This is a genomic window from Acinetobacter sp. NIPH 1852 (assembly GCF_022549455.1).
GTDB lineage: Bacteria > Pseudomonadota > Gammaproteobacteria > Pseudomonadales > Moraxellaceae > Acinetobacter.
In genome coordinates this window covers 1-26,482 of record NZ_JAKZGG010000003.1, presented here as the reverse complement: position 1 = coordinate 26,482, position 26,482 = coordinate 1, and the positions used below count along the sequence as shown (strand labels likewise).

Here is a 26,482-nt window from a genome sequence, read left to right as displayed (position 1 = left end):
AATGGTAATTCTATGCTTCGTAAAAATCCATCTGGTCATCTTCCTGTGATTGATCAATCTGCTTATGTCGATCAAACCGCGATTATTTGTGGGAAAGTTATTGTGCATGCCAATGTGTTTATTGGTCCTTATGCAGTGATTCGAGCAGATGAAACCGATAAAAATGGAGAGATGGAACCGATTATTATTGGCGCAAATTCCAATATTCAAGATGGCGTGGTGATTCACTCCAAAGCTGGAGCAGCAGTGATTATTGGTGAAAACTCATCGATTGCACATCGCTCGATTATTCATGGTCCTTGTGAAATCGGCCATCATGTTTTTGTTGGTTTTAACAGTGTGCTATTCAACTGCAAAGTCGGTGATCATAGCGCGATTCGACACAATGCTGTGGTGGATGGACGTGATTTACCCCACCATTTTTATGTGCCAGCTATGAGCTATATCAATCCTAAAACAGATTTAAGCCAATATCCACCTGTTGATATCTCAATCAGTGAATTTTCTGAAAGTGTGGTTACGACAAATATCGAGTTAGTCAAAGGTTATAAGGCATTACACAATGAGTTTTAAACAATATCCAAAAATCATTATTCGTAATGCCAACTTGGTTAATGAAGGCAAACAGTACATTGCTGATGTGCTAATTCAAGATGGACGAATCGAGAAAATTGCCTCCAACATCACAGGTATTTTCAATGCGAAAAGCATTGATGCCAATGGTGCTTGGGTGATCCCCGGTATGATTGATGATCAAGTGCATTTTAGAGCCCCTGGTTCACCACAAAAAGGTAGTATCGCATCGGAATCAATGGCCGCAACGATTGGTGGTATTACCAGTTATATGGATATGCCCAATACCAATCCTGCAACATTGAACTTAGAAACCTTAACGAAAAAAAAGCAGATTGCTGCACAACACAGCATGGCCAATTATGCATTTCATTTTGGTGTAAGTTCTGACAATTTAAACATTATTGAACAACTTGATCCGAAGCTAGTCAGTGGCGTCAAAGTGTTTATGGGTGCATCAACGGGGAATATGCTGGTTGATGATCCTCAAACTCTTGAACGGTTGTTTGCAAATGTACCGACGATCTTATTGACGCATTGCGAATATACGCCTCGGATTAAGGCACAAGAAAAGTTATATTTGGAGAAATATGGCGAAAATATTCCAGCAGCAATGCATCCTAAAATTCGGGATAAACAAGCCTGTTATGAAAGTTCACGACTGGCTGTTTCATTGGCTGAAAAAAATGGAACGCAACTGCATGTTTTACATGTTACAACTGCCAAAGAACTTTGCCTATTTAAAGACTTACCACTAAATCTAAAGCATATTTCTGCTGAAGTTTGTATTCATCATCTCAGTTTTGATGATTCTGACTATGCTGCACTTGGACATTTAATTAAATGTAATCCAGCAATCAAAACCCAACAAGATAAAGAAGCTTTGATCCATGCGATTTCAAACAGTAATCGTTTGGATATTATTGGAACCGACCATGCACCACATACTTGGGATGAAAAACATCAACCGTATTTGAATGCTCCATCAGGGCTACCACTAGTTCAACATGCACTTCCCGCACTAATGGAACTGGTCGCGGATGGCAAACTCAGCATCGAAACAATGATACGTAAAACCTCTCATCAAGTGGCTGACTTATTTAAGATCAAAGATCGTGGTTATATTCGTGAGGGATATTGGGCTGATTTAGTTTTACTTAGAGAAAATACGCAACGTATCGCAGTGAAAGATCAGCGAAATTACATGAAGTGCAATTGGAGTCCTTTCCAAGATAAAACTTTCCGTTATGAGGTTGATACCACGATTGTTTCAGGACAACTTGCGTGGCATCAACAACAATTGTTTTTAAGTTGTCGAGGCAAAGCTTTAGAGATTGATCGATAGGAAAGATATTCGATTAAATTCCGAACTTGCTTGTTCTACAACTTTTAGACCTGTGTTGGTCTGCTCAACGGTGTAAGTATTATATTGCCCTGTTGAGACTAGACCAAATTGAAGTTGGGTTCTTAAAATTAAGAAAACTTCACTACGCTTATCTTTGAATAAGGGATTGATCCTTTGTAGGTTTTCTACAAAAAGGAGTTATTGGGCTTTGTTAATAGGTAACTAAAATTTAATTTATAAGTTCAATCTATTCCTTTTAATATTTCCCCTAATATTTTAAGATTCTGTAACTCTTCATCTGTATATTTCATTTTCGATAACAACTCTTGATCATTTATAATTTCAATATATTGATCAAAAATATTAATTTTATTTCCTAGCAAGAAATCAACAAACTCCCCAGCGTTGTAATTTCTATGAAACTCAGCAAGCAATAAAGTTGTGTAAAAAGTCTTTTGTTGATTGTTATTTAGTCCAAACAGAAACGTATCTAAGTTATTATAAAAATCACTAGAAAGCTGATTACCACAAAAAATATTCTTATCAATAAGGTTGATTGAATTAACAACTTTAATGTCCTGCGTTAGAACAGCAACTCTATTATTAAAAATATTAACGCAGGATTCTCTTTCAATTGAAGAGCATCCTGTAAAGAACAACACTCCAACTATAAACAAAAAAAATTTAATTTCACTTAACATTTAATTCCAATTTATAAAAATCTTTTTTAATAAATCTCATACACCTACAAGCCGATTATTATAAAACAATCGGCTTATTAAATTAATTTAATAAGTTTAACATATCTATAGCAGGCGGATAACCCACATTAGCAGCATATTGCAAATATTCTTTTGATTTATTTAAATCCCGAGTGACTCCTAATCCATTTAAATATATAGTTCCCAAATTAACAGCAGCTAAAACTTTCACATCTCCGACGGTATTTTTATATAAATTATCAAAAATACTGAATGCTTTATAAAAATCTTTATTACAATTATCTCCAGTTAGATACTCTGCTCCCAAATTAATTCCAGCAGAATGATACCCACCATCAAATGCTTTTTTATATAATGTACATATCTCTGAATTAGGTTTATTATTGGACATCATACTTAGAGTTTGTGCTTTTATAGCATATCCTACAGCGACTTTGTTAGTTATTAACTCTTGTGCATATTTTTCAGCTTTTTTTAAATCCTGATAATTTTCATATCCTGATACCTGACCTAAAGCTAAAATTGCTAACTCTACATCAGCAAACCAATATTTTTTACTCCTAGCTTTTTCATTATATTCAATAAATTTTTCAACATCTCCATTCTCAAAATATAATGTTGCCATTTCTGTATAAGATGCAGGCACATAATCTTTAGACATATTCAACCATTTAAATGTTAGTTCTTTATTAGCCGTCACACCAATTCCTTTACTATAACGAAATCCTAAACTATACATTGCCAAAGGATTACCTAATTCAGCAGCATCTTTAATTAAAGTCAAACTTTTATTATATTCTTTCTGTGCTTCATAGAATTTAGCAAGCCACAACATAGCTTCTGGATAGTTATTACCAACTGAAAATTGAATAAGCTCCAAACCATTTTGAATATTCTGTTCTACATGATGACCATAGAATTCCAAGTTGCCTAACCTATATGCTTCTACTGGATTGTCTTTATTTTCTTTTAAACAGGCTAATGTCCTATCAGGATTAGTCTCAAGATCTATGGGGCAAACTTCTTTAAACTTCTGACTAACATCTTCTTTTAAACTTAACGGAACTTTTCCACATCCAATTGCACCATATTCATTTTGAACCTCACACGGTATTGATATCCCCTTATCACTTTCCTTGCTAGGGCTAGCACATGCTGTTGCACTCAATACAACAAAGATAACACCAACTTTTCTCAACATAATCTAACTTATTTCCAACCATTACTTCAGTGTGATATATTTTTATTATCTGTAAACATAGTACTGCATGTGTTATTCATTAATATATATACAAATAATCCAGAAATAAATTTATTTTTTATAATCATAGCATTCATACCATGTTGTATTGTTCGCTTTATAAAACAAGACATTCCATTCATCCTCTAACTGCATCCCAACAGACCCCTTTGCTAGTTTAGCGTTTTTAACTAAAACTCTTGGTTGAATAATTTCTAGTTGCCTTTTTTTCCATCACAAAATATATAACTTTCATTATACTTCTTATAAAATCCCCACCCCATTTCATTTAAAGAATTATTTTTCCTATCTAATAATTCATTAAAATTAAAATCATCAACCTCTATTGAGTATATAACCGTGTTAGCAGTATATGATGAAAAACCCATAATATCTTTTTGCTTCCCATCAAACAAGATATTAGCTTCATCAACGAACTGCTGATTTACTTTATCTAAATAGGGTTTGTGGGCAGTATTTTGGCTACATCCAGCCATAAATATAATTAAAGTAAAAAAAACATTTTTCATAATTTATCGTTTAAATCTATTTTTCAGACATTATCTTTGTAGCACCATTGCCTGCATTAATACTCATCCCATATATACAAAACTCAACATTTTCTAGACTACAAACTAGTCCACCCTGAATTTTCCAACATTTAAAGCTTAGTAAAATCAATAAAATCATTCGGATCTTGATTGCACTCTGCTATCTTAGTCGTGATTTCATATAGAACATTCATTCGTCTTGAAGTTAGCTATAAACGAAAACACTCATAATAATTTCAACTAAGATTGTAAGCATCAACTTTTTTTTCTATCTATATAATTAAAAAATATTTCAATTATTAAAATCCCAATACTGATTATTACTCCACCTGCGATACTAATAGCTAATCCCAACCCAATTGAACTTTCTTTACCACTTGAAAAGTCAGAAAATATCATTATTAAAAACATTACTATAGCAATTAGCATACCTCTCACTATAACATTAGTAATAGGATGCTCATTCGCTTTAAAGTTAGCAATAAACACACTCATAATAATTTCAACTAAGATTGTAAGCATCAAACTTTCCTATTTTTCACTTGATTTTTCTTTATCATCTGTTGCAGCCTTTACTACCCGGGATGCTGCTTGCCCCATGACTTGCTCATTTGCAAACACAACTAAACCAGATGCATTATTTTTTACGAATTGCCCCATATTCGGCGCATTGACAGCCATACTCTTCCACCCAACTTGACCAAAACCTGCCGCAGCTGATGTTCCAGCCCCCCAGCCACTCACTACCGCACTTGCTGCTGCAACGCCTCCTGTTTGTACAAGATTGATATCTTTTAAGCATTTACAGTTATATACTTGTATACCAGCATCCATACCACCACCTATAAGAGCAGAGGTCCCCGCTGCTTTTCCAACCGTACTAGCAGTTAATCCCGCACCTTCTAATTGTGCACCTGTTCCAATGAAAGGCGCAACTTTCTTTGCAATTGGGGCGGCTACTGCACCACCTGCTGTACTAGCTCCAGCAACAGCATAAGGCCCATAACCTGCAACAGCAACAGCCCCTAAGTTACTATTTCTAATCGCCCCCTGAGTTCGTAAAGTTCTTGCTGTTTCAGGATTTTTAGCTAATCCGCTCATTGTATTTGGCAATAATGCTCCTAACAGTCCAGGGCTAGCATTCTTTGGTTTATTATCCACCACTGGAAAATCCTTCGGCATATTCTTAATCTTATCATTTTCAATTCTTTTATCTAAAGCACGTTGAGCAATTATAGCTTGAGTAAGTTGTTTACTATTTTTCTCCGACATCAACCCCATCGGATCAACCCATTGAGTTGGATCACTTACATAAGCAGAAGTATTCATTCCTCCATTTAACCCTATCGGGTCTTTACTTACATATCTTGCACTATGTGGCTCGTAATAACGGTAACGGTTATAGTGAAGTCCTGTTTCTTGATCGTAGTATTGACCTTGGAATCTGAGATTACTCTTCTCAAACGGATTATCTTGATTAGCAGATTTAATTTCCAATGCAGTACCCCAAGTATCTTGGGTAATTTCCCAAACACACTCACCTCTTGCATTGGTCATAGTCTGTGGCGTACCGACTTGATCACAGTGGTAAAAAGTGATCTGCTCTAAATCCACTCGATTTTTACGGGTATCATTGCGCCATACAGGATCTTTATAAACTGAATAAGGTTTACTTTGATATTCACTATAATCAGGGGTTTCGATCAGTTGTATAAAACCTGTATATCCTGCTTGTAACAATGGAACGAAGCTATTCGGTTCATAGATATAGTGCTTGGTATAACTGTCGTGTTGTGATTTGAGGGATTCCCAAATCATCAAATCACCATCCCAACCAAACAAAGTCAGCGCATCTACCGTTTTCTTATAAAGTCTCCGCCCAAATACGTCATAACCGTAGTCCGTGACTTGACCATTGTGATCACTGCGAATCAATCGATTTTGGTTGTCCCATGTCAGCTTGAGGGTTTTACCTGCTTGTTTAGTCTCTATGACATTGCCTTGTGCATCGTAGTGATAATGTTTTCCTTGATAGCTTCTGACCAGATTATTTTTAATTTGTGCTGTTCTGGATGCTGATATAGGGTCAATCAAATTACCCGCTGGATCAAAGCTAAAACTCTCTGTTTTATGTGCGCTTTGCGTTGTGATTAAGCGTCCGATTGGATCGTATTGATAATTAAGCTTACCCAAGCGACTATCTTCAACTTGATTAAGTAGGTAGTTTTGGTCGTAATGATAATGTCGATGCGCTTGGTACTGTAAATAGTCTTGCGTTTCTTGTTCAGGCTGAATCAGTTGTGAACTTAGTAAGCCAACATCATTATAATGTTTAGTTTGTATCAATCCATTTGCCAATAGGCGTGTTGTTTCTCGATGTAAGTCATCGCGTTGGAATGAAACCACGTCTTGTTTATTTAGGGCAATGGCATAAGCGTGTCCTGAGCCATAACTCAAATTGGCTTGTTCCTGTCCATCTGGGCGTATGGTTTTACTCAGATTACCGAGTTCGTCATATTCATAACGTAAGACTGCAGTAAGTGGACCAAGCCCTGATATTTTGTAGTGCTGATGCTCTCTAACCAATTGCCCAAGTGCATTGCGATAAAAATCAATTTGGCTAACCTCATTACTGGCTCGGCTCAGTTGACTGTTCAGGTTGTAATCAAACTGTTCTGTTTGTTTCTTTCCCGTATTTAAATGGGTAAAGCTTTTCGATGCGATTTGTCCATCGGCATAATAATCAAATTGGGTCAGAATGTTCGGTTGACGGATTTGGAAGAGTCTGCCGATTTCATTGTAGCTGTAGTGTTTTTCTTCTCCATCAAAGGCTTGCTCTCTAACTAGGTATCCATATTGGTTATAGTCAAATAGGTATTCTGCTTGGTTTTGGTTGATCAGTTTTTGGATGCGTCCTTGTTTGTCCCATTGATAGCCAATGCGATGTCGATTAGCATCGATTCGTTGTTCGAGTAATCCCGTGGCATTGTATTGGTACTCGGTCACTAAACCTTTGCTATCAATATGTTTGAGTAAGCGTCCTTCTTCATCATGTTCGAAGTGTTCTTTTAGCCCATCAGGATAAACAATACTTTGAAGTTGTCCTTTGTCTCGACCTTGAGTGCTGTAAAGATACTGCACTGTCTTATTATTCGCAGTTTGTTCGGCTGTCAGGGAACCATCCTCATCGTATTCCCAAGTACTGCTTTTGCCTGAGCAATCAGTATAGGAGGTCATTTGCCCTAATTCATTGTATTGAATTTTTTTGCTGCCGCCTTTGGCATCAATCACTTCGATCAATTGATTGTCATTGTTGTATTTATATTGGGTAATGTGACCTAAAGGATTTATTTCTTTACTGATATTGCCACGTGCATCGTACTCTCGTTTCCAGATATTACCTTCTGGATCTTTGGTTTCGACCAAATTGCCTTGCTCATCATATGCAAAGCGAATTACTCCACCATTTGGCTGTACGATTTTGATGAGTTGATCTCGGTCATTGTATTCTTGTTGTGTCTCACGTCCTTCAAAATCGATTTGACGAGTAATACGTTTTTGACTATCACGGCTGTACCACGATTCACGTCCATCTGCTAAACGAGTACGATAGGTAAATCCATTCAGATCGAAGTAGTAATAGGTCGGAATATCATAGGCATCGTAAACCGCGACTTGGCGTAAACGTGGATGCCATTTGAGTTTGGTGTGGTAACTGCCATCATCCGCCCATTCTTCGATGGCTTTGGCTTTGACTTCAGTTGATTCATAACGAATATTTTGCCCACGTCCTGTACGATCTGTATAGCGTGTGAGTTGGTGGAAATGGTTGTATTCGTATTCACGGACATGTCCATTTTGGTCAATGGCTTTAATCAAGTTGCCTTGGGTATCGTAGTGATAACGCGCTAAAGGTTCGACTTGCTCATCGATAAATACCGCAATGATTTTAACTTGCTCATTAAAAGCAAATTTCAATTTGTGTTGGGCATGTTCTAATTGGAAATCAACGCTTTGTAGATAGGCAATTTCATCAAAAACAAGGTAGCTTAAAACAATTTTTTCTTGTGTATTTTCATTAAATTGTTGAATCAATTGATAAGGCTGACCAGCCGAAAATTGATGAAATTGAAAAGACCATTCTCCACCGAAGTTTAGTATTAAATCACCACCTTCGAGAGGTTGTACGGTTATTCCTTCAAATGGTAGTTCATAAGCTTCAAATGAGATTGAAGCAGGGAATTGATGTTTCCGCCCTTTACTGTCTATAAATAAATAGCCTTGAGCATTGGGTTGAATCATGTTGGAAAATGGCATCATCCAACGTGCGCCAATCATGCTTCGATCAAACTCACCCATTTGTGAGCTGTATTGGCGAATAAAGGAAAAACCGATTTTAGGTAAATAAAAATCTGCGTGTTGAACGCGTTCCGTGCCGATTGAATAACTGATACTTTTTTTAGATTGCGAATCCTCACCCTCACATGGTGGGGCATTTAGGGCATCTGCTTGTAAGCTCACAAATTCATAGGTATCACCTTTGGTCTGTCTCTCATATTCTCCAGTTTGATTCATTGGTACACTGGCGCTGCCTTTATTTTCTAATGCCTTAATCGCACTCAAAGTTTCTTGTATCAACCACGCCAAGCTATATTTTTGGCTGGCATTGGCTTGTTGTTGTAACACTTGTGCGAGTGTATTGATCGCCTGAGTTGCTTCTTGTTGCAATCGACTTGTGATATTGGGTTGTATTTTAGGCGTTAAATCTGCTTGGCTCGGTGTCCCAATCAGATCGATCAATGGAACTGCCCAGTTGCTAAATTTAAGCTTGGGATCTCGTTTCTCCGCTGAAGCACCTGCTTGAGCTGCAACGCCTGTATTGATACCTGTAGCCATGCTCTGTAAAATACTCATACCCATCGTCGCGGCTTGGGTGAGTAAGCCACTTAACTTCGCTTGGGTTTCTTTTAAAAATGTTTCTAAATCCCCTGCCACCATTGCATTGAGATGTAAGCCTAAACGTTTAATATCAGGCTCTTTGATTTTTCCATTTTTAGGATATAAGCTTTCCGCCATTAAGCCAAACATCGGTCGTAACGCCATTCGCGCATGTGCTTCATTATTCGGTTCAGGAAACAATCCGATTAAATTTGCCCCGAGTAAAGCACCACGCTGTATATCAGCATCACCAGTCTGCGGAGTTGTGGCATATAAGAGTAAATCTAAAACACTACCTGTTAATGCAAAAATATTAGCGACTGTTGGTACATTAGCGTTGCTTTTGACTTGTTCGAGCGAGGTATTGCCACAGACCTGTAAATACAGTTGGATTTGATTTGCGATCACCTGCAAATCAGTGACATCCCGAGTACTTTCTAAGTTAAATACTGCGAGTTCAACAGCGGGTTGTTTTGTTGTTTCTGCCTGTTGTGTCTTTTCAGTAGCCATTAATATAAAACCTTTAATTCATTTAATTACATCAATACTTTGACTTAAACTCAGTATTTCTTTTCATCTGATCTACTTTTTAAGCTTTGTAAATGTATCCATAACACCATATTGAATCGGAGAATCAACTTTAGTGAATTGAGTGAGTTTTGCTGAGGCTTGATCGTTAAAAAAATCCATTCCCTGTGCCTTAATCATTTCAACAGATTGGTTTGGGTTTTTCACAACCTGCCCAAGGCTTCTGATTTGATCGGGAGATACATTTAAATTAAGTTGATTTGAAATCGCACTAAAAGCTGTATCTGTCACTTGGCTTTTGATTTGCCCCACAGTTTGATCAACTAAATTATTGACGGTGTTTTTTCCAAGGTCTTTTAAACTATTTTTGTCCAGTGAAAGAAGACTATCTTTTAACTGTAACATGGTATTTTGTCCAAATGAACCCAAAGCATTTTTCATCAATCCTGCAACGCCAGAAACAGGCTCAGCCCATGTATAATCACGGCTAAAATCACTACTTTGCATCCATGCACTACTGTCATCTTTATCAAAAATCACTTTCGCTGGGCCAGGTGCAATGCCTGTCACTTGAGCAAAGCCACTTCCATCAAGCTTGCCTGTAATTTGCTTACCTAGTGAATCAATAACTTTATAACTATTTTGCTTAAAGAAGTTTTCACCGCCATAGCTTCTCAATAATTCCAATGCCCCTTTCATTGGTTTGGCCTTCGGTAACTGAGGAACATTAGCACTTGCACTCGCTCCCGCAGCAAACAAATGCTGCCCAGCTTTCACTTCAAACTTGCCACCCGTGGACGGAAATACACCAGAGCCATTAATCTTGATCTGAGAACTGCCTGCTGTAATCACAATCTCTTTTGGGCTAGTGATATAGATGGCATCTTCAGTCGAAATGATTTGTATATCTTTACGGGCAATGAAGTCAGCCCCATCATCTTGGGCCTGTAGCTCAAACTTACCTTTAGCTGCAACTTGTTTAATCCCACCTTGTGCTGCAAATAGGCTGATCTTTTGGCTGGCTTGGGCGATTAAATTCTTTTGCGTGGTTAGGTTAATACTATCCCCTGCAAATTGATTTAATTGTCCGTCTGCAGAAAGGTGTATGTCTTCTGCAGTACTGAGTCCAATGCCATTTGGCGAGCTGAGTAGTAATAAAGCTTTGTTAAATTTGGCAATATCCTGTTGAATCTCTTCTGCAAAGCTTTTGAGTTGTTCTAAAGCTTCCAGCTCATCGGTTTGTTGGTTATTTGCCACTTCACTCAGGGCTTTGGCGTTGCTTTGGTTGCTTTCCAGTTGTTGTTTGGCTGTTTGCGCTTCAAGATGATCGCCTTGGGCTTGTTGTTGTGCATGCGTAGTGATCAGTAAGCCTTCGCCTGCTCGGACTGCACCCCATTGGTCAGTGCGTAGTTCAAAGCCTTCGCCTCGGTCTTCGCTTTCTGCTTCTGATTTGGGATGGCTGAGTTTACCGAGATTGAGTTGGCTGGCTGCATGGCTGCTTTGTAGTTGTGCGCTGATCTGTCCAGTGGTGTCGTCAAAGCGTAGTTGGTTATAACCTGAGCCTTGGTATTCTTTAGATTTGATCCCTGCCAGTTTCTTAGTGTCGGGGAGTTGTCCTTGGTCATCGAATTTAGTCGGGCTGCGTTGTGCTTCGTGCAGTCGTCCTGTGACATAAGGGCGATCGATGTTGCCGTCAAAGAAGTCGATGACCACGATTTCGCCAATGCGTGGCAGGAAGCGTGCACCATAGCCTTCGCCTGCCCATGGGGTTAATACATCGACCCATGCTGAATCAGTATCGTTGTCATTGCTGCCTGCACCACCATCATGTTGGTGGTCATCATTTCGGGTAAACAGGAATCGGACTTTGATTCTGCCCCATTCATCGACATGGATTTCTTCACCTGATGGCCCAACCACTTTGGCACGTTGTGGGTTGGCTGCTGGGCGGTGCTGTAGTGGTTGGTATTCGGGTACGGTTTTTATGTTACGACGTTGTAGCGTCAGTTGGTTGGCTTGGCGTTCTTCACTATTGTTTGAATACTGCCATTGGCTTTGTTCAACTAATTGGCTGATTTGATCATTCAAGTCTTTGGGTAGGTTGTTTTGGTTGTAGTAGTTTTTAGCAATGATCAGAAATTCTTGGTCTGATCCGCTGTGTTGGTCAATTTCTGGGTGTTCGTTCAGTTTAAACCAGTAGCCCACTTGGCTATCACGTACGGTGGTATGGGCGATAAACTGTTTGGCTTGGCCATCGTGGTAGTGGCTGAGGTTTTGATTAAGTTTTTCAATTTGGTTGTTGCCTGATGCGGTTGCGCCATCTTCACCTTTGAGGTCTTGCATCCACGCTGGGGTGAAGTGCCATGCATCTTCAAGTCCTAGACTGGCATTGTCGTGTTGTCCGCTATGTTGATGACTGCTTTGTACACTGCCTGCACCGTCTTCTTGTTCTAGGGCATCGGCTTGCCAGCGTTGGATATGCACGGCTGTCGGTTGTAAAGAGCGTTCAGCAATGAGGCTGGTCATGCTGTCGTATTGTTCGGTAGCACTGCTGCGGTGGTAGCGAATCGTTCTTCGATTTAAGGCTTGGTATTGGTTGTTATCGTCAATTAAACGCAGTTTTTGGGCTTGGATTGGGCTATTGCTGTTTGCAACGTTAAGTTGGGCTTCGTCGATCAGCCAGTTGATGCCTTCGCTTCTGAGTAAGCGGCTAATGAAATCGTAGTCGCTTTCATTGGCTTGCATCACAAAGGGTCGGATGTCGTAGTCTTGTGTCACCCCGCTGATATCAAGCGTAAGACTGGATGCGAATAAGGGACTGCGTTGTTGCCATTCTTTAAACAGGGTTTGAACAATATCCAGTACGGTTTTATTCATAAACACGCGGCTGTTACGGCGTTTATGCCACAGTGCAGTGGCATCTTGGAGTTTGAGTTTATATAGGGTCAGTGAACCGTCACTTTGTCCTTGCACAGCTTCGGTAATGATGCCTGTGGTTCTAAATAATGTGCCGGTGTCGGTGACTTGATCGACGGCGACCTGAGAGCCAATGAATTGTTTTAATGGGATGGTGGCATTGGTTGATAGGCAAATCAGTTCCGCAGTTACGCCCTGATTAATGGCATGCTGACCTTGTATTTTTTGTAGGAATACTTCTGTGTTGAGCGCTTGATTGGCAAATTGAATATGAATCGCGCGTTTCTGTGCGGTTAAGCCAAGTTGTTCTAAAGCAAACTGAATCGTGTTAAGCATACTTTTTATTGAGTTCTTTTAAACTTGACGCGCATTTTACAGAAAAAATTGCGCTTGTGCTCAGACAGTTTCGTCTATTTGTGACAAATTATGTTTCCTCGTCTATTTTTCTAATAATTCTCACTGGTGTTTTTTTCTTCAAGTTATTCATCTAACAAAAACAGATAGATCAAAAAAGCTATCAATTTTACGTGATATAGATATAAGAATATTTGGTCTTTTTGACCCTTAACACTTTATTTAGTTCAATTATAATTGCCCTCTTAAAAATTAAATATGATTTAACTTTATGAAAATATTAGATGGCGGTTTTGGTCGAGAACTTGCACGCCGAGGAGCACCTTTTCGCCAGCCTGAGTGGTCTGCTTTAGCCTTAACAGAAGCGCCAGAAATCGTGAAAGAGGTTCACATAGATTTTATTCGGGCTGGTGCCGAAGTCATCACAACCAATAATTATGCTGTCGTTCCATTTCATATCGGTCAAGATAGATTCGACAATGAAGTTAGAGATCTAGTTCAAGTCGCAGTGAATCAAGCCAAACTGGCGGTCGCAGAAAGTGACAAAGATGTTTTAATTGCGGGTTGTTTGCCACCACTTTTTGGATCTTACCGTGCTGATTTATTTAAACAAGATGAGGCCAAAAGATTAGCAACGCCTATTATAGAAACACTTTCTCCTCATATCGATTTTTGGCTTGCTGAGACTCAATCATGTATTGCCGAAGTCGAAACTGTCCATGCTTTATTGCCAAAAGATGATCGAGAATTTTGGGTTTCTTTCACCCTTCAAGATGAAATCCAACAACAAAAGCCGCTTTTGCGTTCTGGTGAAAACATTGAACAAGTCGCAGAACTACTCAAGCGATTAAATGCAGATGCCGTGCTGTTTAACTGCTGCCAACCCGAAGTTATTTTACAAGCCATCTTAGAAATCAAAAAACTTCTGCCTGAGCATGTACAAATTGGTGCTTATGCCAACGCTTTTCCACCACAAAGCAGTGAAGCGACTGCCAATGATGGTTTAGATGAGGTACGTGCTGACTTAAATCCTGATGTTTATCTAAAATTTGCCCAAGCGTGGAAAGATGCAGGTGCAACCCTCATTGGCGGCTGTTGTGGAATAGGCCCAGAACACATTGCAGCACTCTCCAAATTTTTTAAGCAGTAAACCTCCCTTATGTCTACCTCTAAAATTGGCCTACTTTCGTTAACCGCTCTTGTTTTTAGTTCAATGGTCGGTTCTGGAGTCTTTAGCCTTCCTCAAAATATGGCCTTTGTCGCCAATGGCGAAGCTTTATTAATGGCTTGGCTCATTACGGGCGTAGGAATTCTTTTTCTCGCCTTTGCATTTTTATATTTAACACGACAGCGACCAGACCTAGATGGCGGTATCTATAATTATGCACGTGAAGGGTTCGGTGAACTTATCGGCTTCTGTTCCGCATGGGGTTACTGGCTGTGTACCACCATCGGTATTGTTGGATATGTGGTAATTGCGTTCTCTGCCGTGGGTATGTTTACAGACCGCCCAGACCATATCTATTTTGGTGAAGGAAACACCCTTTATGCGCTGATTGGCTCTTCAATTTTTGTTTGGATGGTACATTGGTTAGTAAGCCAAGGCATTAAAGAGGCTTCACTGGTCAATTTAATTGCGACCATCGCCAAAATCATTCCGATTGTGATCTTCATCATTTTTACTCTTATTGCCTTCAAACTTGAACTTTTTAAGCTCAATTATTTTGATTTTTCATTACAAATGCCCGTGTGGGAACAAGTAAGAAACCTGATGCTGATTACACTTTGGGTATTTACAGGCATTGAAGGTGCTGTAGTTTTGTCATCCCGCGCCAAAAATCGAAATGACATTGGTCGCGCTACGATACTGGGTGTATTACTGGCATTAAGTTTCTACGTTTTGGTCACTGTGCTTTCCTATGGTGTAGCCAACCGCGCAGAATTAGCCGATATGCATAACCCATCCATGGCAACCATTTTAGAACAGTTGATTGGCTTGCCAGGAACGATCATTATTACTTTAGGCTTGATTATTTCAGTATGTTCTTCTTATTTAAGCTGGACACTTTTTGCCACTGAGATTCCTTTCCTCGCTGCGAAAAATAAAGCATTCCCCCAGTTTTTCCTTAAGACTAACCGAAACAATGTCCCTATCGCATCATTGTGGTTAACCTCGATTGTGGTTCAGATTTCACTGATCGCGGTATGCTTTTTTGACAAAAACTACATGCAATTATTATTAATTTCATCAGTGATGATTTTATTACCTTACTTTCTCGTTTCCGCATTTTACTTAAAAGAATCATTGAGAAATAAGCGGTCTAAGCATATTTGGATCGCACTCATTGCTGTGCTATACGCCTCTTGGTTACTTTATGCCGCAGGAATCTCACTACTACTACTTTCAGGCTGCTTGTATTTAGTGGGTTTGTTTATCTTCTTTTATAGCAGATATGCAAATAAAAGAGCGAGCTACAACAAGTTATAACGTTGATTTTCAATTCGATAAGGATCTTTTTCATTTAATAAAGCGGCGGTAGAAAACAAATAAAACCCCTTTTAAACAAGGGGTTTTATAACTTTTTAAAAGAAATTCAGCTCTAATTTAGCACTTAACCAAACTTAGAATTTTTGAGAAATACTGAGTTTATAATCTCGCCCTGTACCCGTCATATACTCCCCCAAATACATCTTGTACTCTCGATCAAATAAGTTATCTATCGAAAGATTTAAGGCTGGTCCTTTTTCGCCTACAGGCTGCCAGTCGATGTAAACACCATGCAGTGAATACCCTTTGGTTTTTGGTAAAGAAAATGAGGATGCGGCAATCGACTTATCATTATCGGAAAGACTGCGATCTTGTGCAGCCACAAATATCCCTCGCCAGCCCATCGTTAGGTGATGCTCTGGAACATTGACACCTAAGGTTGCTGTTGCTTTCTTCGGCGGGATGTCTGTCATCCATGTTTTTTGATCAAACCATGGGTTCACGGGAGAATTATCACGTTGTCCCCGAATATATGAATAGGTTAAACCTGTAAACCAAGTCGGCTGATTATAGAAAATCTCCGCCTCATACGCTTTGATCGTATAGTCTGTGACATTGCGATAGAAGCCATGATGATACTTTCCATTACAATCATTGATGCTGCCATTGCCACCATTGGCATTGTTTTCTGCTTGTGCTTTACAGAAAGTCGATCGGTTACGGAAGATTTCATCGCCACCGCGATTACGGTGATAAGTCAGACGAACTTGTAGATGATCATCTGTCGCAAAGACATCATCAAAGTTCATTTCACTTCCTAAACGGATCGCAAGCATTTTTTCTGGCAATAAATAACGACTGGTTGATGGCACCGAAGTCATTGCTGATTGCACATAATATTGTTCGTCTACACGTGGGGCACGCCATGTTTTACTGATATTGGCAAACCACGTCAGATAATCCGCCTGCTTCCATGCCAATGCTAATCTTGGCGACCAACCTGTATAGGTTTTACTAGAATAATCATGCCCTGCACTTGGATCATTAAAACGTGGTGCGCGGTTTTGAGTGCCTGTATTGGTAATATGATCGTAGCGAATCGAAGGAGTAATCGTGAAATCGTTGATTTGATACTGGTCTTCTACAAATGCACTCAACATCTGCTGATGCCCTGATGGCATATAGTTCGGCTCATAATAGCCAAAGTTATAATCAGGTTTATTTGAATTATTCTTATCGTAAAGAAGTGAGTTCTGTTCCATTTTTTGATATTGCGTACCCACTTTTAATTTATGCGTACCGTATTGGGTTTCAATATTGCTAATGTTACTGAGCTTAAATGCAGTATTGGTATACTTCACCCAACTTTCATTACCCAATAATGCTGCAGAAGCATTAACACTAGGTAATCTTTGGTCGTGTTGATCCGTCTTGGAATAGGATGCAACGGCTTTCAAATTTAGATATGGATTTGATTCTGGATTGAGTTCATAGCCAATCGAATAGCTGGTATCGTTCTGATCACGATAAACCAGACGGCGTTTCCAAGCTTCCTCATAACCATATTTTTTAATATCTGCCTCAGTTGGTACAGCGTCTTGATCACGCATGGCCGCAAATGGTTCCCAACCTTTATGACCACTTTGCATCGCATTTAGCGTAATTTTTTGGCTGTCTGTAGGATGAAAATTAAGCTTAGCTAAATAGGTATTTTGCTCTTGTGCAGAGTATAGAAATTTGCTGCCGTCTGGGCGTTTCACATCCCCACTATCTCGATTGGTATAGTACAACATCCCATCAGCCAGACCATTTTCAGTCTGACCATAAACTGCCCCAGTATAGGTATTTTGTGCATTATTTGAGAAGCGTGAATACTTTAAAAAAGCACCAACATTGTTATCACTAATAAGCAAATCGGTGGCGTCTTTGGTTTCTAAAGTGACTTTACCGCCGAAGCCACCATTTCCTACTTCAACATTATGTGGACCTTTATCTACAGTAATTTTCTTTAAAATTTCTGGTTCAATAAAAACCGAACCTTGACGATATTTATCAAAACTTTTAATCGAATCATCCAAGCTAATCGGCACATCCTCAACGCCACCCATCCCAAGGATATTGATCGTTTGACCACCTGGTCTTGGTGAACCTGCAGAACCAACACTTGGCATGTTATCCAATAATTGCGCAACATTATTGGCTTGATAACGATCAATCGCTTTTTGGTTTAAAACACTTTGCCCAAACTGAATGGTATCTTCTTTTTCAGCTTGTACAACAATCGGAGTCATCTGATAAATTTGATTCTGAGCATTCACATTCGCTACACGTTTATCTTCAGTCTCTATCGGAGGCTTTGAGCTTTCTGCGTAAGTCTGAGACATGAGCCCCATTGATAAAACAATTGCGATAGCCAATGCATGTGGTTGGACAAGTGTATGAGTGTTGGGAGATTTGGACATATAGGTTCACTAAATTTAATCAAGAACATAAGTTGTTCTAAACACAACTGACCTCTAAGCTAGAAAAATTGAAATCAATAACTTATTTGAAGTACGTTATCGAATCACTATTTCTTAAAGCAAAGACCGTCTGAGAATGGTTAAAAATGCATAACATTAGAATAAACAATGCAATACAGCATTAATGATATTAATTATCATTTACATTAATGTATTTGTAAATGGATTATTATGATTTTTAAAGGCTTTATGCCTCAAATTTTTTGACCAGACGTTCAAAATGTTTTCTATGATGCACTTGCCAATTGAATGTACGTTAGATTTTAGATACAGGATTATTCATTTGAGAGTTATTTTTGCCGAATAAGCCTTTAGTAATACCATCAAGTAATAAGCCCAAAATTAACGTTACATCACAGAATGAAAAAAGGTCAGGAATCCTGACCTTAAAGACGTTACTTATGCATATTTTTCTTAATGAATAAGTATTTTCTTACAAAAGGTAATATCAAGAGCAGTCCAGACATCACCCATAATCCTATACTTATATTACTATCCCACAGAATACTCAATTCACCATGGGAAATAGAAAGCGCACGGCGTAGATTTGACTCCATCAATTCACCGAGAACAAAACCTAAAATTAAGGGTGCCAATGGAAAATCAAATTTCCTCAATACATACCCTTCACTGGCAAATATGGGCAAGTCGAGTTAGTTGGACCTATTCCAGCCCCTTTTCAAAAAGTAACTATATTCTCAGCAGGTATGGGAAAAAATTCTAACCATAAGGAATTAGCAAAGGAGTTAATCCAATTTGTGAAGTCTCCCCTAGCAACTCAAATTATCGATGATCAAGGTTTAGAACAAATCAAATAAGATTTTTTGATCTTACACAATGTAGTTTTGTACTTTGAATCTAAGCTATTTGACCCACAAAAAAACTCCATCTTTGATTGAACTACACCCTCAAAGTTAGACAACATTCGTCTAATTTGCAGGGTGCTTTTAATGGATTGGCCGTGCCAATTCCCCTCTCGACAATCATTTTGCTTTTGTTACTTTTTTGAGTGATCGGTTAGTCTGTGAGAATAGCAATTCAAATATATTTTATGAGGTTCACAATATCCTGACCCAGTAAATTCAAAAAGTTACTCCCAGCTCCTTATTTAATCGTGTTAGATGGTGAGTGGATAAGCTAGCTTTATAGAAATGATCAAGACAAGAAATATCCAGTTTTTCATGTTTAGCTTGTGATATTGGATTCATATTACAGTTTTCCTAAAAAATCATTTGAACTGTGGCATTAGATTTAAATATGCCAATGCCTGTTCCGTTGAACCTTCATGTAAGGGGCTATGCTTAGGATTGAAATAGCGTAAACAGGCTCGTAATACATACTCCACTCTAGGCACACGATCTTGCCTTGCTGCACGGAAATAATCTTTGAATCGAAAGCGATGCGGTAATTGGGGATCTTTTGCGACCAAAGTTTCCACAGCTACATAGGCCAATAAGATAAATAAAGGGAAAGTAAAAACAGCCGTACCTGTTCGCAACACAATGTTATTGCTTAAGTGTCTAAACATGGCATCTGCCACTTCACGATGTTCAACTTCTTCAGCACCATGCCATTGCAATAGACGTAGCATTTGCACATCTACAGGTGCTTCTTGTAGCCCTTCTGCATTTAGAACCCAATGCCCTAACACACCCGTTAAATGTTCAGCAGCGGCCACCATTGCTAAGCGGGTAGCTAACCAAGTTGATTTTAAGCGTGGGTGCTTCAATTCATAGCCTAATGGTTTTGGGCCAATCATGTCATTAAATATCCAATCCATCATCGTGGTATAACCACGTAAATCAATACCTAAAGCCTCTATATGTCGAGTCCCGAGAGTATGCCCATAACTATGAGCACCCTCTTGTTTAATAAACGCAATTGCGGCCTCTTTTAATTGTTCATCTTGAATAAATGGGAGCGCATCTCTAAATGTCTGACAGAACCAACGCTCTGATGCTGGTGTAATCGGATTAAGTGAATTTAATATTTGTGAAACTATTGGATCATCATAAATCCAGTGGTTGGGTGTTTGAGCAAAATCAAATATTGGACGTCGAGGAACAATGGTATGATTCTCTTTGAATAAACTATTCATGATAAAACTCTTTATATAATAAAGGCTGACTACTAACCCTGTGTCAAAATGTTAAACCCCATACGTGGACCAAATGCGATCAGTGTTTTAATTAATCCTTTAATGGCCCTAGGTTGCTGACCGCCACTAATTCTACGGAACTGCGCGGAATGCCAAGCCAGTTGCAGATAAGCATCTACTGGTTTATAGCCAAGATGAGGAATAGTCGCGGATTCTTTTACAGACTTTCCTGCCAATAGTTGTTTGGCTAAATCAGGTTGCAAAGCAAATGGCCGCGCCAAACCAATTAAATCTACTGTTCCATCAGCCACAATACGATTCATAAAATCAGCATCTCGCAGTCCGCCTGTCAGCATGATTAGTAATTTACTTTGTTTGCGAAGTTCAGTAGCGTAATCAAGAAAATATGCATCACGCTGTACAGATCGATCAGACGCATAGCCTAACTGCGCAGGGGATTCATAATTACCACCTGAAATCTCTAATAGATCGATGCCCTCAGCTTCCAGAGCTAAAGCAATTTTTATTGACTCTTCTTGACTCAAACCACCCTTTTGAAAATCAGCAGAGTTTAATTTGACGCTCAAGATTTTATTTTTACCAATCTCTTGGCGTACAGCTCTAACCGTTTCTATTAACATGCGTCGTCGATTTTCAGGATTTCCCCCCCATTGATCGGTACGAATGTTGGATAAAGGTGATAGAAATTGTGATAACAAATACCCATGTGCGGCATGGATTTGCACGCCGTCAAAACCCGCTTTTATAGCCAATGCAGCCGTATTGGCAAAACGTTGAATCTGCTCCAAAATCTCAGACTCACTCATCGCACGTGGCATACGAATCACACTCATCATAGGCAAATCTAAGCCAACTGCTGAGGGTGCGATTGGCTTTTTTAACAAAGGTAAAACCGCAACACGACCAGGATGGTTAATTTGCATCATAATCTTACTGCCATTCGCCTGTGCAGCTTGCGCCCACAATCTATTTGCCTGTAAGAATTTTTCATCTTCGAGGACAACATTTCTGGGTTCAACAAAGGCACGGTGATCAATCATCACATTGCCAGTGATTAAAAGCCCTGTACCGCCTCTCGCCCATGCAGCATAAAGTTGTTGTAAATCAGTAGTTGGCGAGCCATGTCGATCTGCCAACTGTTCACTCATCGCTGATTTTACGATTCGGTTTGGAATGCTGATCCCGCAAGCCAATTTAAGTGGTTGTTGCAAAGGGCTTAACTGTTTCGTTTGTGATTGTTTCATCGAATAGACCTATTTATTAAATTATGGTTGGAATTAAATAATTTGATATTTACGTTTTAACTGTTCTGCCGTCACTCGGTTATCGTGTTGCCATGGATGGAAGTCGAGTGCAAAAAAATCGAAATAATCTTGGCTGATTTGACGTACAAGTCCATTTCGTCCAAATAAAAAACGTAAACCCTCATTCCAATTTTTCAAGTTTTTGCGTTGTCCAGAATGCTTTAATAACTCAAGCGTGCCTCTACTTGTGATGAACACAAAGAATAATGTGGTTTCTAGCATCACTAATCTTAAAAAATACGGACGATTCACTAATGATTGATAAACGTCAAAAGCCACTGCTTTGTGCTCAGTTTCTTCAATGGCATGCCATGCCCAGATTTTGCGTAAACCAATATCGAATTTATCCAAATCTTGGGTATTTTTACTGATGAAGTAATCAGCCATAATCGCCGTGAGGTGTTCCATACAAACGGTAGAAGCTAATTGATGTGCTGGACTAAAAGTCTGTTGCATCATCTTATTCATTTTCTTAAAACGCTTATAAATTCGATCAATCGGATAACCTCGTTTTCGCATTAAATCATTTAACTGATCATGCTCCTTACCATGATGGGCTTCCTGACCGATAAATGCCCTGACCTGCTTTAATAGCACTGGATCATCAATCTGCGATTGATAATTACGGACACTATGGATAAATTGCCGTTCTCCATCTGGAAAAGCACTAGATAAAGCAGCTAAAAAGCTTGTTAAAAAAGCATTATTTGCAAACCAAAACTCAGGAATTTCATCGGAGAAGCTTAAATTCAAACTCCGTACAGGAAAATCAATGCTTGCAGAAATCTGTTGAGGGCTTAGCTTTACATCTTTAGAAATTATATCGTTTGTAAGCATCGCTCATACTCCCCTATAAGACACGTGGATTAAACTGACGCATCAGAAAAAGTGGTGTTCTAAAACGTGGAATTTGTATGGGTGGAATCAAACCACCAGATAAATCGCAACGATGTATCCGTGCCTCTACGACCTCACCTAAACCCATTTCATGCAACGGGTCATGCTCTGTACCTGTAAAGCGTAACTCCATCTCGACTTGACGGACTTCAATCGGATGTTCTTTAGGTGTGAACCGAACTTCTCTAGGTAATGCCAAACCTAAACCACCGGTGATATTACGATGCGGCAAACCTAAAATATACGGCGCATCAGCGATGACACCTCCCAGTTTTGCATTCATTTCAATGAGCATGGTCCCACGACGTGAAGCGTGAGAGAGAATACGGGTGCCATCATTATCCCAACTGATTTCCCCCATTTTTTTCGGATAACCCAATAGCTCTCGACCTATAATCATGGCGCGGTCATCGTCTAAAATCATCCAAGGACAAAAGATACCTGTTCTATTACCTACCTGAATATGTACGAATAAACCTGCTTCATGGTAAGCACCCGTATACACATTCTCTGGGAAATAAGCACAGAACAAATCAGCTCTAGCTGGTTTTGCTAATTTCATACCTGCTGGCAACCAACGTGCCATTTTCTTTTCATCGACTTCCAGTACCGCGGTTAAGTATTGGGCGTTGCGATACAGCTTATTTCCGAGGTTCGCCAAACCAATCGGTGTACTCAAATCATGAATCAACTGTCTCATGCTTTTAGCCTCAAAAAGACCTGTTTTAAAATCGGTAATAAAATGATGCGTGGTGTATATCTACCTCCCAGCGTTTGTGCTTGTGCGACCAATCCCGGAATTACAATTCGCCGATTACATTCCATCCCTCGAATCGCTTCTGTGGCAACACGCTTTGCCGTCACCCACACCAAGCTGCCGCCCATACCATCGATTTTTGAGATGCCTGCCACTTCATTAAATTCTGTGATAGTTGGACCCGGTGCTAATAAGGTACAAGTCACACCAGTTCCATTTAGCTCGCTATGTAAAGATTCAGCAAATGAGTTTGCAAAGGCCTTTGTCGCTGCATAGGTTGCATTTGCAGGTGTAGGTTGGTGACCAGAAGTAGATCCCACAATTAAGATTGCGCCACTTTTACGTTGAATCATCTTTGGTAAAACAGCTAAAGTCAGATCTTGCACCGCAACCACATTCACTTCTGTTTCTTCACGCTCTCGATCAGCATCCAATTCATGCAATCGACCAAAGGTGGCAAAGCCAGCGTTATTACATAAGATGGAAACATCTATCTTTTCTAATTCTTTTCGGAATTGTGCTCTTGCATCACGATCAGCAAGATCACATGGGCGTAAATTCACTTCAACTTGATATTTTTGGCGCAAAGTCGCAGCTAGAATCTCTAATTTATCAACTCGTCTCGCAACCAAAATCAACGAATAACCACGTGCCGCGAATTGTTTGGTAAGTTCTTCACCTATACCAGATGAAGCACCTGTAATAACCACAGGGGCATCTTTTAACGGACGAGGTAAGCTCATCATCAATACTCAAATCAACAGAATGATCAGAGTATCAACGATATAAAACTTGAGCGTGAGACGAAGTTCAGACATACTACCAATCATTTTCGGCCAATATAAAAATAGAAATGAAAGATCCCTATGGATTATCAAAAGCCAGTATTCCTATTTCCTATGCCCATTTATTGCTAGAGATCATGGTCGAAAAAGGGTTTTCAGCATCCGAGATTTTGCATCAAAGTAAAATACCTTTAGCACTGCTCAATCAATTAGATGCTCGCATCACACCTATTCAATGGTCAAAGCTAGCTTGGGTGAGTTTGACGCTAGCTCAAGATATTGGATTGGGATATGAATATGGATTAAAGCTTAGACTGACCGCGCATGGTCCGATGGGATATGCATTAATGAGTAGTCCGTCATTGCGCAATGCCCTAGAACTGGCAACGCAGTTTTTTAATATGCGATTAAAAGACTATAAAATTAATTTTTATGAAGAAAATAAAAAATCGATTATTGAAATAAAACAAACACATCCTGTTATTAGCCAACAACCTGAACAAGCTGAAATATTGAGACGTTTTTTTTATGAATGCTTAATGATTGGTGTTATTCAAACTGCTCAAGCATTAGCCAAACATGATTTATCAGATGTGGAACTTCGAGTGGACTGGTCTGAACCACCTTATCATCAATATTTCTTACAACGATTACCCAAGATTCTTTTTAACCAAGAAAAAAATCAAATTTGTTATTCTTCTTCGATTATTGATTTGCCTACAAAAATGGCAGATCAAACCGCATTCCAATCAGCATTAGTTCAATGTGAAGCTGAGCAAATCCGCTTTTCAGCACAAATCAAAGATATTGGTTTACGAGTCAAGACAGAATTAGTACTGACGCCTCATAAAGGCTATCCATCTTTAGATATAATTGCCCAACGTTTGCACATGTCTAACCGAACATTAAGAAGACATCTCAACGAAGTTGGCGTCTCATATCTTAGTTTATTAGATGAAGTAAAATATCAAGAAGCAGCGAGACTTTTATTGAGTAGTGATATGGAAATACAAGAAATTGCGATTTATTTAGGATATATCCAGCCTGCTAATTTTGCACGAGCATTTAAGAAATGGAGTGGAGTAACCCCTATTCAATTCCGTAAGCACATCAATTAAGTTGAATCGTTAGCAATTTAGTAAGTACCTTATAATTCGATAAATCCCAATTTATTTATGAACCAAAGCTTGCAAATGATCTGCCCATTTAGCGTAGTCTGTAGAGTAATCCCTAACCCCGCGCCAAAGGCCATGAAGTAATAGATAGCGTTAGCCGTCAATGAGACTGAACTTTATATAAAAATGTGTCTTGAGGGATACGGAATAGCGCAACTTGCGGAACGAATTGTATCGAAACACCTGAAAGAAAAGAGACTCATCGCGGTATTACAAGACTGGTGCCCATCGCCTGTTTTAGTGACTTTACTTTACCCACATCAGCGTTTTCTTACACCAGCGGTACGCGTATTTTCAGACTGGATAGCCGAGTTACTCAAAGTACAAGTATTTACATGATCTATAAAGATTTGTGTCAATGTTCAGCTAAAATCAAAACAAAGACGCGACTGGTAGATATGCATCATTCAAAAATCTACTGACTATAAGTATGGTGATTTATTCATTCTTCTGATGTAGCCCAACCCACTGCGTCATTTAATAAAGCAACACAGGATAATTTTATGGACAAATTAATACAATGCCCTAAATGTGGTTCCACAGAAGTTGAAAAGCGTGATCATGATAAATTGCTGAGAACAACTGGTGGTGTTTTAATGACCGCGGCTGGAACTACAGCAGGCACAGTCGGGGGTGCTGCAACAGGTGCTTCTGTTGGGGCAGCCATTGGTACGGTGGCAGGTCCTTTAGGTGTGATTGTCGGTGGTACTGTTGGAACATTTGTTGGAGCGATTAGTGTAGGCATTACAGGTGGCTGGGTGGGCAATATTTTCGGAAAAAAAGCTGGGGTGATTATTGATAAGAATATTTTTCAGGATTATCTCTGCCTGAAATGCAAGTACCGTTTTAAAGAAAAGAACGAATAGAGCATCGATTGGAATTAAGCAGAAAAATCAGTTGATTAACGAACAACCCACCCTCCTATGATATTTTTAATGAAGTTCCACGCCCCTCATAATCTACACTTGTATTATTGACTCACAAAATGCCCATCAATCGTAAAAATATTTTGCAATATAATGGGCTTACAATGACCAATCACATTTAAAACTTTCTAATGCGGTCTTCCCATTTAATTCTTATTTTATCCAATCCAGAATTTTATGGGGGCTTTTATGGGGCACAATATTGAATAAAAAATAAGCCCTTGTAAAAACAAGGGCTTATTTAGATATTTGGCGGAAGCGGTGTCCGTCTAACAGTAGTCCTAAGCAATCCAAGATAATATTATAAACATATATTTTTCAAATATTTATTATTTTTATTAT

Annotated in this window: 18 protein-coding genes and 4 pseudogenes; 8 read left to right on the top strand and 14 right to left on the bottom strand. The window is 39.1% G+C overall.

Annotation, left to right across the window (positions count from 1 at the left end):
* The first annotated feature begins 12 nt into the window (after positions 1–12).
* Positions 13–573, top strand: coding sequence for a carbonate dehydratase (locus MMO38_RS03350; protein WP_241322541.1), 561 nt, complete (start codon positions 13–15; stop codon positions 571–573).
* On the top strand, positions 563–1,918 hold the full coding sequence (locus MMO38_RS03345) for a dihydroorotase (protein ID WP_241322540.1): 1,356 nt from the start codon (positions 563–565) through the stop codon (positions 1,916–1,918). Before MMO38_RS03350 ends, MMO38_RS03345 begins: the two co-directional genes overlap by 11 nt.
* A gap of 242 nt (positions 1,919–2,160) precedes the next feature.
* Here the strand turns inward: MMO38_RS03345 and MMO38_RS03340 are convergent, their stop codons facing one another.
* The 6 genes from MMO38_RS03340 to MMO38_RS03315 form a co-directional block, all read right to left on the bottom strand.
* Positions 2,161–2,619 carry a hypothetical protein gene (locus MMO38_RS03340; protein ID WP_241322539.1) on the bottom strand — a complete coding sequence of 153 codons (459 nt, stop codon included), beginning with the start codon at positions 2,617–2,619 and terminating at the stop codon, positions 2,161–2,163.
* An 82-nt stretch (positions 2,620–2,701) separates the two neighbouring features.
* A complete protein-coding gene (locus tag MMO38_RS03335; protein WP_241322538.1) occupies positions 2,702–3,841 on the bottom strand; it encodes an SEL1-like repeat protein in 1,140 nt (379 codons plus the stop codon).
* A 254-nt stretch (positions 3,842–4,095) separates the two neighbouring features.
* On the bottom strand, positions 4,096–4,410 hold the full coding sequence (locus MMO38_RS03330) for a hypothetical protein (protein WP_241322537.1): 315 nt from the start codon (positions 4,408–4,410) through the stop codon (positions 4,096–4,098).
* 276 nt (positions 4,411–4,686) lie between these two features.
* Positions 4,687–4,953: a hypothetical protein gene (locus MMO38_RS03325; RefSeq protein WP_241322536.1), complete on the bottom strand. Its 267-nt coding sequence runs from the start codon at positions 4,951–4,953 to the stop codon at positions 4,687–4,689.
* 9 nt (positions 4,954–4,962) lie between these two features.
* Positions 4,963–9,879, bottom strand: coding sequence for an RHS repeat-associated core domain-containing protein (locus MMO38_RS03320; protein WP_241322535.1), 4,917 nt, complete (start codon positions 9,877–9,879; stop codon positions 4,963–4,965).
* Between the two features lie 72 nt (positions 9,880–9,951).
* Positions 9,952–13,149 (bottom strand): type VI secretion system Vgr family protein, encoded by a 3,198-nt coding sequence (locus tag MMO38_RS03315; protein WP_241322534.1) that lies wholly within the window; start codon positions 13,147–13,149, stop codon positions 9,952–9,954.
* 289 nt (positions 13,150–13,438) lie between these two features.
* Here MMO38_RS03315 and MMO38_RS03310 point away from each other — a divergent pair, with 289 nt between their 5' ends.
* Together MMO38_RS03310 and MMO38_RS03305 are read left to right on the top strand one after the other, a co-directional pair.
* On the top strand, positions 13,439–14,317 hold the full coding sequence (locus MMO38_RS03310) for a homocysteine S-methyltransferase family protein (RefSeq protein WP_241322533.1): 879 nt from the start codon (positions 13,439–13,441) through the stop codon (positions 14,315–14,317).
* A 9-nt stretch (positions 14,318–14,326) separates the two neighbouring features.
* Positions 14,327–15,655, top strand: a complete 1,329-nt coding sequence (locus MMO38_RS03305; RefSeq protein WP_241322532.1) for a basic amino acid/polyamine antiporter — start codon at positions 14,327–14,329, stop codon at positions 15,653–15,655.
* A gap of 134 nt (positions 15,656–15,789) precedes the next feature.
* Here the strand turns inward: MMO38_RS03305 and MMO38_RS03300 are convergent, their stop codons facing one another.
* Both MMO38_RS03300 and MMO38_RS03295 read right to left on the bottom strand, forming a co-directional pair.
* Positions 15,790–18,117: a TonB-dependent hemoglobin/transferrin/lactoferrin family receptor gene (locus MMO38_RS03300; protein WP_241322531.1), complete on the bottom strand. Its 2,328-nt coding sequence runs from the start codon at positions 18,115–18,117 to the stop codon at positions 15,790–15,792.
* 455 nt (positions 18,118–18,572) lie between these two features.
* Positions 18,573–18,803: pseudogene (locus MMO38_RS03295) on the bottom strand (tripartite tricarboxylate transporter permease); the annotation flags it as partial.
* Here MMO38_RS03295 and MMO38_RS03290 point away from each other — a divergent pair.
* A pseudogene (locus MMO38_RS03290) lies at positions 18,801–18,995 on the top strand (substrate-binding domain-containing protein); the annotation flags it as partial. The pseudogenes MMO38_RS03295 and MMO38_RS03290 sit on opposite strands and share 3 nt — an antisense overlap.
* A gap of 410 nt (positions 18,996–19,405) precedes the next feature.
* Here MMO38_RS03290 and MMO38_RS03285 read toward each other — a convergent pair.
* The 5 genes from MMO38_RS03285 to MMO38_RS03265 are packed head-to-tail and all read right to left on the bottom strand — an operon-like array spanning position 19,406 to position 23,997.
* Positions 19,406–20,275, bottom strand: a complete 870-nt coding sequence (locus MMO38_RS03285; protein ID WP_241322530.1) for a metal-dependent hydrolase — start codon at positions 20,273–20,275, stop codon at positions 19,406–19,408.
* A gap of 32 nt (positions 20,276–20,307) precedes the next feature.
* Complete coding sequence (locus MMO38_RS03280) at positions 20,308–21,540, bottom strand: NADH:flavin oxidoreductase/NADH oxidase family protein (RefSeq protein WP_241322529.1); 1,233 nt, start codon at positions 21,538–21,540, stop codon at positions 20,308–20,310.
* Positions 21,541–21,573: 33 nt separating this feature from the next.
* Entirely contained in the window at positions 21,574–22,437 is an 864-nt protein-coding gene (locus tag MMO38_RS03275; RefSeq protein WP_241322528.1) for a metal-dependent hydrolase, read from the bottom strand.
* A 13-nt stretch (positions 22,438–22,450) separates the two neighbouring features.
* On the bottom strand, positions 22,451–23,197 hold the full coding sequence (locus MMO38_RS03270) for an acetoacetate decarboxylase family protein (protein WP_241322527.1): 747 nt from the start codon (positions 23,195–23,197) through the stop codon (positions 22,451–22,453).
* Entirely contained in the window at positions 23,194–23,997 is an 804-nt protein-coding gene (locus MMO38_RS03265; protein ID WP_034595003.1) for an SDR family oxidoreductase, read from the bottom strand. The genes MMO38_RS03270 and MMO38_RS03265 overlap by 4 nt, the downstream gene beginning before the upstream one ends.
* A gap of 110 nt (positions 23,998–24,107) precedes the next feature.
* Here MMO38_RS03265 and MMO38_RS03260 point away from each other — a divergent pair, with 110 nt between their 5' ends.
* Positions 24,108–25,157 (top strand): AraC family transcriptional regulator, encoded by a 1,050-nt coding sequence (locus MMO38_RS03260; protein ID WP_005196407.1) that lies wholly within the window; start codon positions 24,108–24,110, stop codon positions 25,155–25,157.
* Positions 25,158–25,234: 77 nt separating this feature from the next.
* Here MMO38_RS03260 and MMO38_RS03255 read toward each other — a convergent pair.
* Positions 25,235–25,318: pseudogene (locus tag MMO38_RS03255) on the bottom strand (EamA-like transporter family protein); the annotation flags it as partial.
* Between MMO38_RS03255 and MMO38_RS03250 the strand changes: the two are divergent.
* Together MMO38_RS03250 and MMO38_RS03245 are read left to right on the top strand one after the other, a co-directional pair.
* A pseudogene (locus MMO38_RS03250) lies at positions 25,308–25,553 on the top strand (LysR substrate-binding domain-containing protein); the annotation flags it as partial. The pseudogenes MMO38_RS03255 and MMO38_RS03250 overlap by 11 nt on opposite strands.
* 164 nt (positions 25,554–25,717) lie before the next feature.
* Positions 25,718–26,080, top strand: coding sequence for a hypothetical protein (locus MMO38_RS03245; protein WP_005196406.1), 363 nt, complete (start codon positions 25,718–25,720; stop codon positions 26,078–26,080).
* Positions 26,081–26,482 lie beyond the last annotated feature (402 nt).

Excerpts from the sequence above, each read along its gene's own strand:
- MMO38_RS03350 (WP_241322541.1), top strand. The coding sequence starts at position 13 with ATGCTTCGTAAAAATCCATCTGGTCATCTTCCTGTGATTGATCAATCT.
- MMO38_RS03345 (WP_241322540.1), top strand. The coding sequence starts at position 563 with ATGAGTTTTAAACAATATCCAAAAATCATTATTCGTAATGCCAACTTG.
- MMO38_RS03340 (WP_241322539.1), bottom strand. The coding sequence starts at position 2,619 with ATGTTAAGTGAAATTAAATTTTTTTTGTTTATAGTTGGAGTGTTGTTC.
- MMO38_RS03335 (WP_241322538.1), bottom strand. The coding sequence starts at position 3,841 with ATGTTGAGAAAAGTTGGTGTTATCTTTGTTGTATTGAGTGCAACAGCA.
- MMO38_RS03330 (WP_241322537.1), bottom strand. The coding sequence starts at position 4,410 with ATGAAAAATGTTTTTTTTACTTTAATTATATTTATGGCTGGATGTAGC.
- MMO38_RS03325 (WP_241322536.1), bottom strand. The coding sequence starts at position 4,953 with ATGCTTACAATCTTAGTTGAAATTATTATGAGTGTGTTTATTGCTAAC.
- MMO38_RS03320 (WP_241322535.1), bottom strand. The coding sequence starts at position 9,879 with ATGGCTACTGAAAAGACACAACAGGCAGAAACAACAAAACAACCCGCT.
- MMO38_RS03315 (WP_241322534.1), bottom strand. The coding sequence starts at position 13,149 with ATGCTTAACACGATTCAGTTTGCTTTAGAACAACTTGGCTTAACCGCA.
- MMO38_RS03310 (WP_241322533.1), top strand. The coding sequence starts at position 13,439 with ATGAAAATATTAGATGGCGGTTTTGGTCGAGAACTTGCACGCCGAGGA.
- MMO38_RS03305 (WP_241322532.1), top strand. The coding sequence starts at position 14,327 with ATGTCTACCTCTAAAATTGGCCTACTTTCGTTAACCGCTCTTGTTTTT.
- MMO38_RS03300 (WP_241322531.1), bottom strand. The coding sequence starts at position 18,117 with ATGTCCAAATCTCCCAACACTCATACACTTGTCCAACCACATGCATTG.
- MMO38_RS03285 (WP_241322530.1), bottom strand. The coding sequence starts at position 20,275 with ATGAATAGTTTATTCAAAGAGAATCATACCATTGTTCCTCGACGTCCA.
- MMO38_RS03280 (WP_241322529.1), bottom strand. The coding sequence starts at position 21,540 with ATGAAACAATCACAAACGAAACAGTTAAGCCCTTTGCAACAACCACTT.
- MMO38_RS03275 (WP_241322528.1), bottom strand. The coding sequence starts at position 22,437 with ATGCTTACAAACGATATAATTTCTAAAGATGTAAAGCTAAGCCCTCAA.
- MMO38_RS03270 (WP_241322527.1), bottom strand. The coding sequence starts at position 23,197 with ATGAGACAGTTGATTCATGATTTGAGTACACCGATTGGTTTGGCGAAC.
- MMO38_RS03265 (WP_034595003.1), bottom strand. The coding sequence starts at position 23,997 with ATGAGCTTACCTCGTCCGTTAAAAGATGCCCCTGTGGTTATTACAGGT.
- MMO38_RS03260 (WP_005196407.1), top strand. The coding sequence starts at position 24,108 with ATGAAAGATCCCTATGGATTATCAAAAGCCAGTATTCCTATTTCCTAT.
- MMO38_RS03245 (WP_005196406.1), top strand. The coding sequence starts at position 25,718 with ATGGACAAATTAATACAATGCCCTAAATGTGGTTCCACAGAAGTTGAA.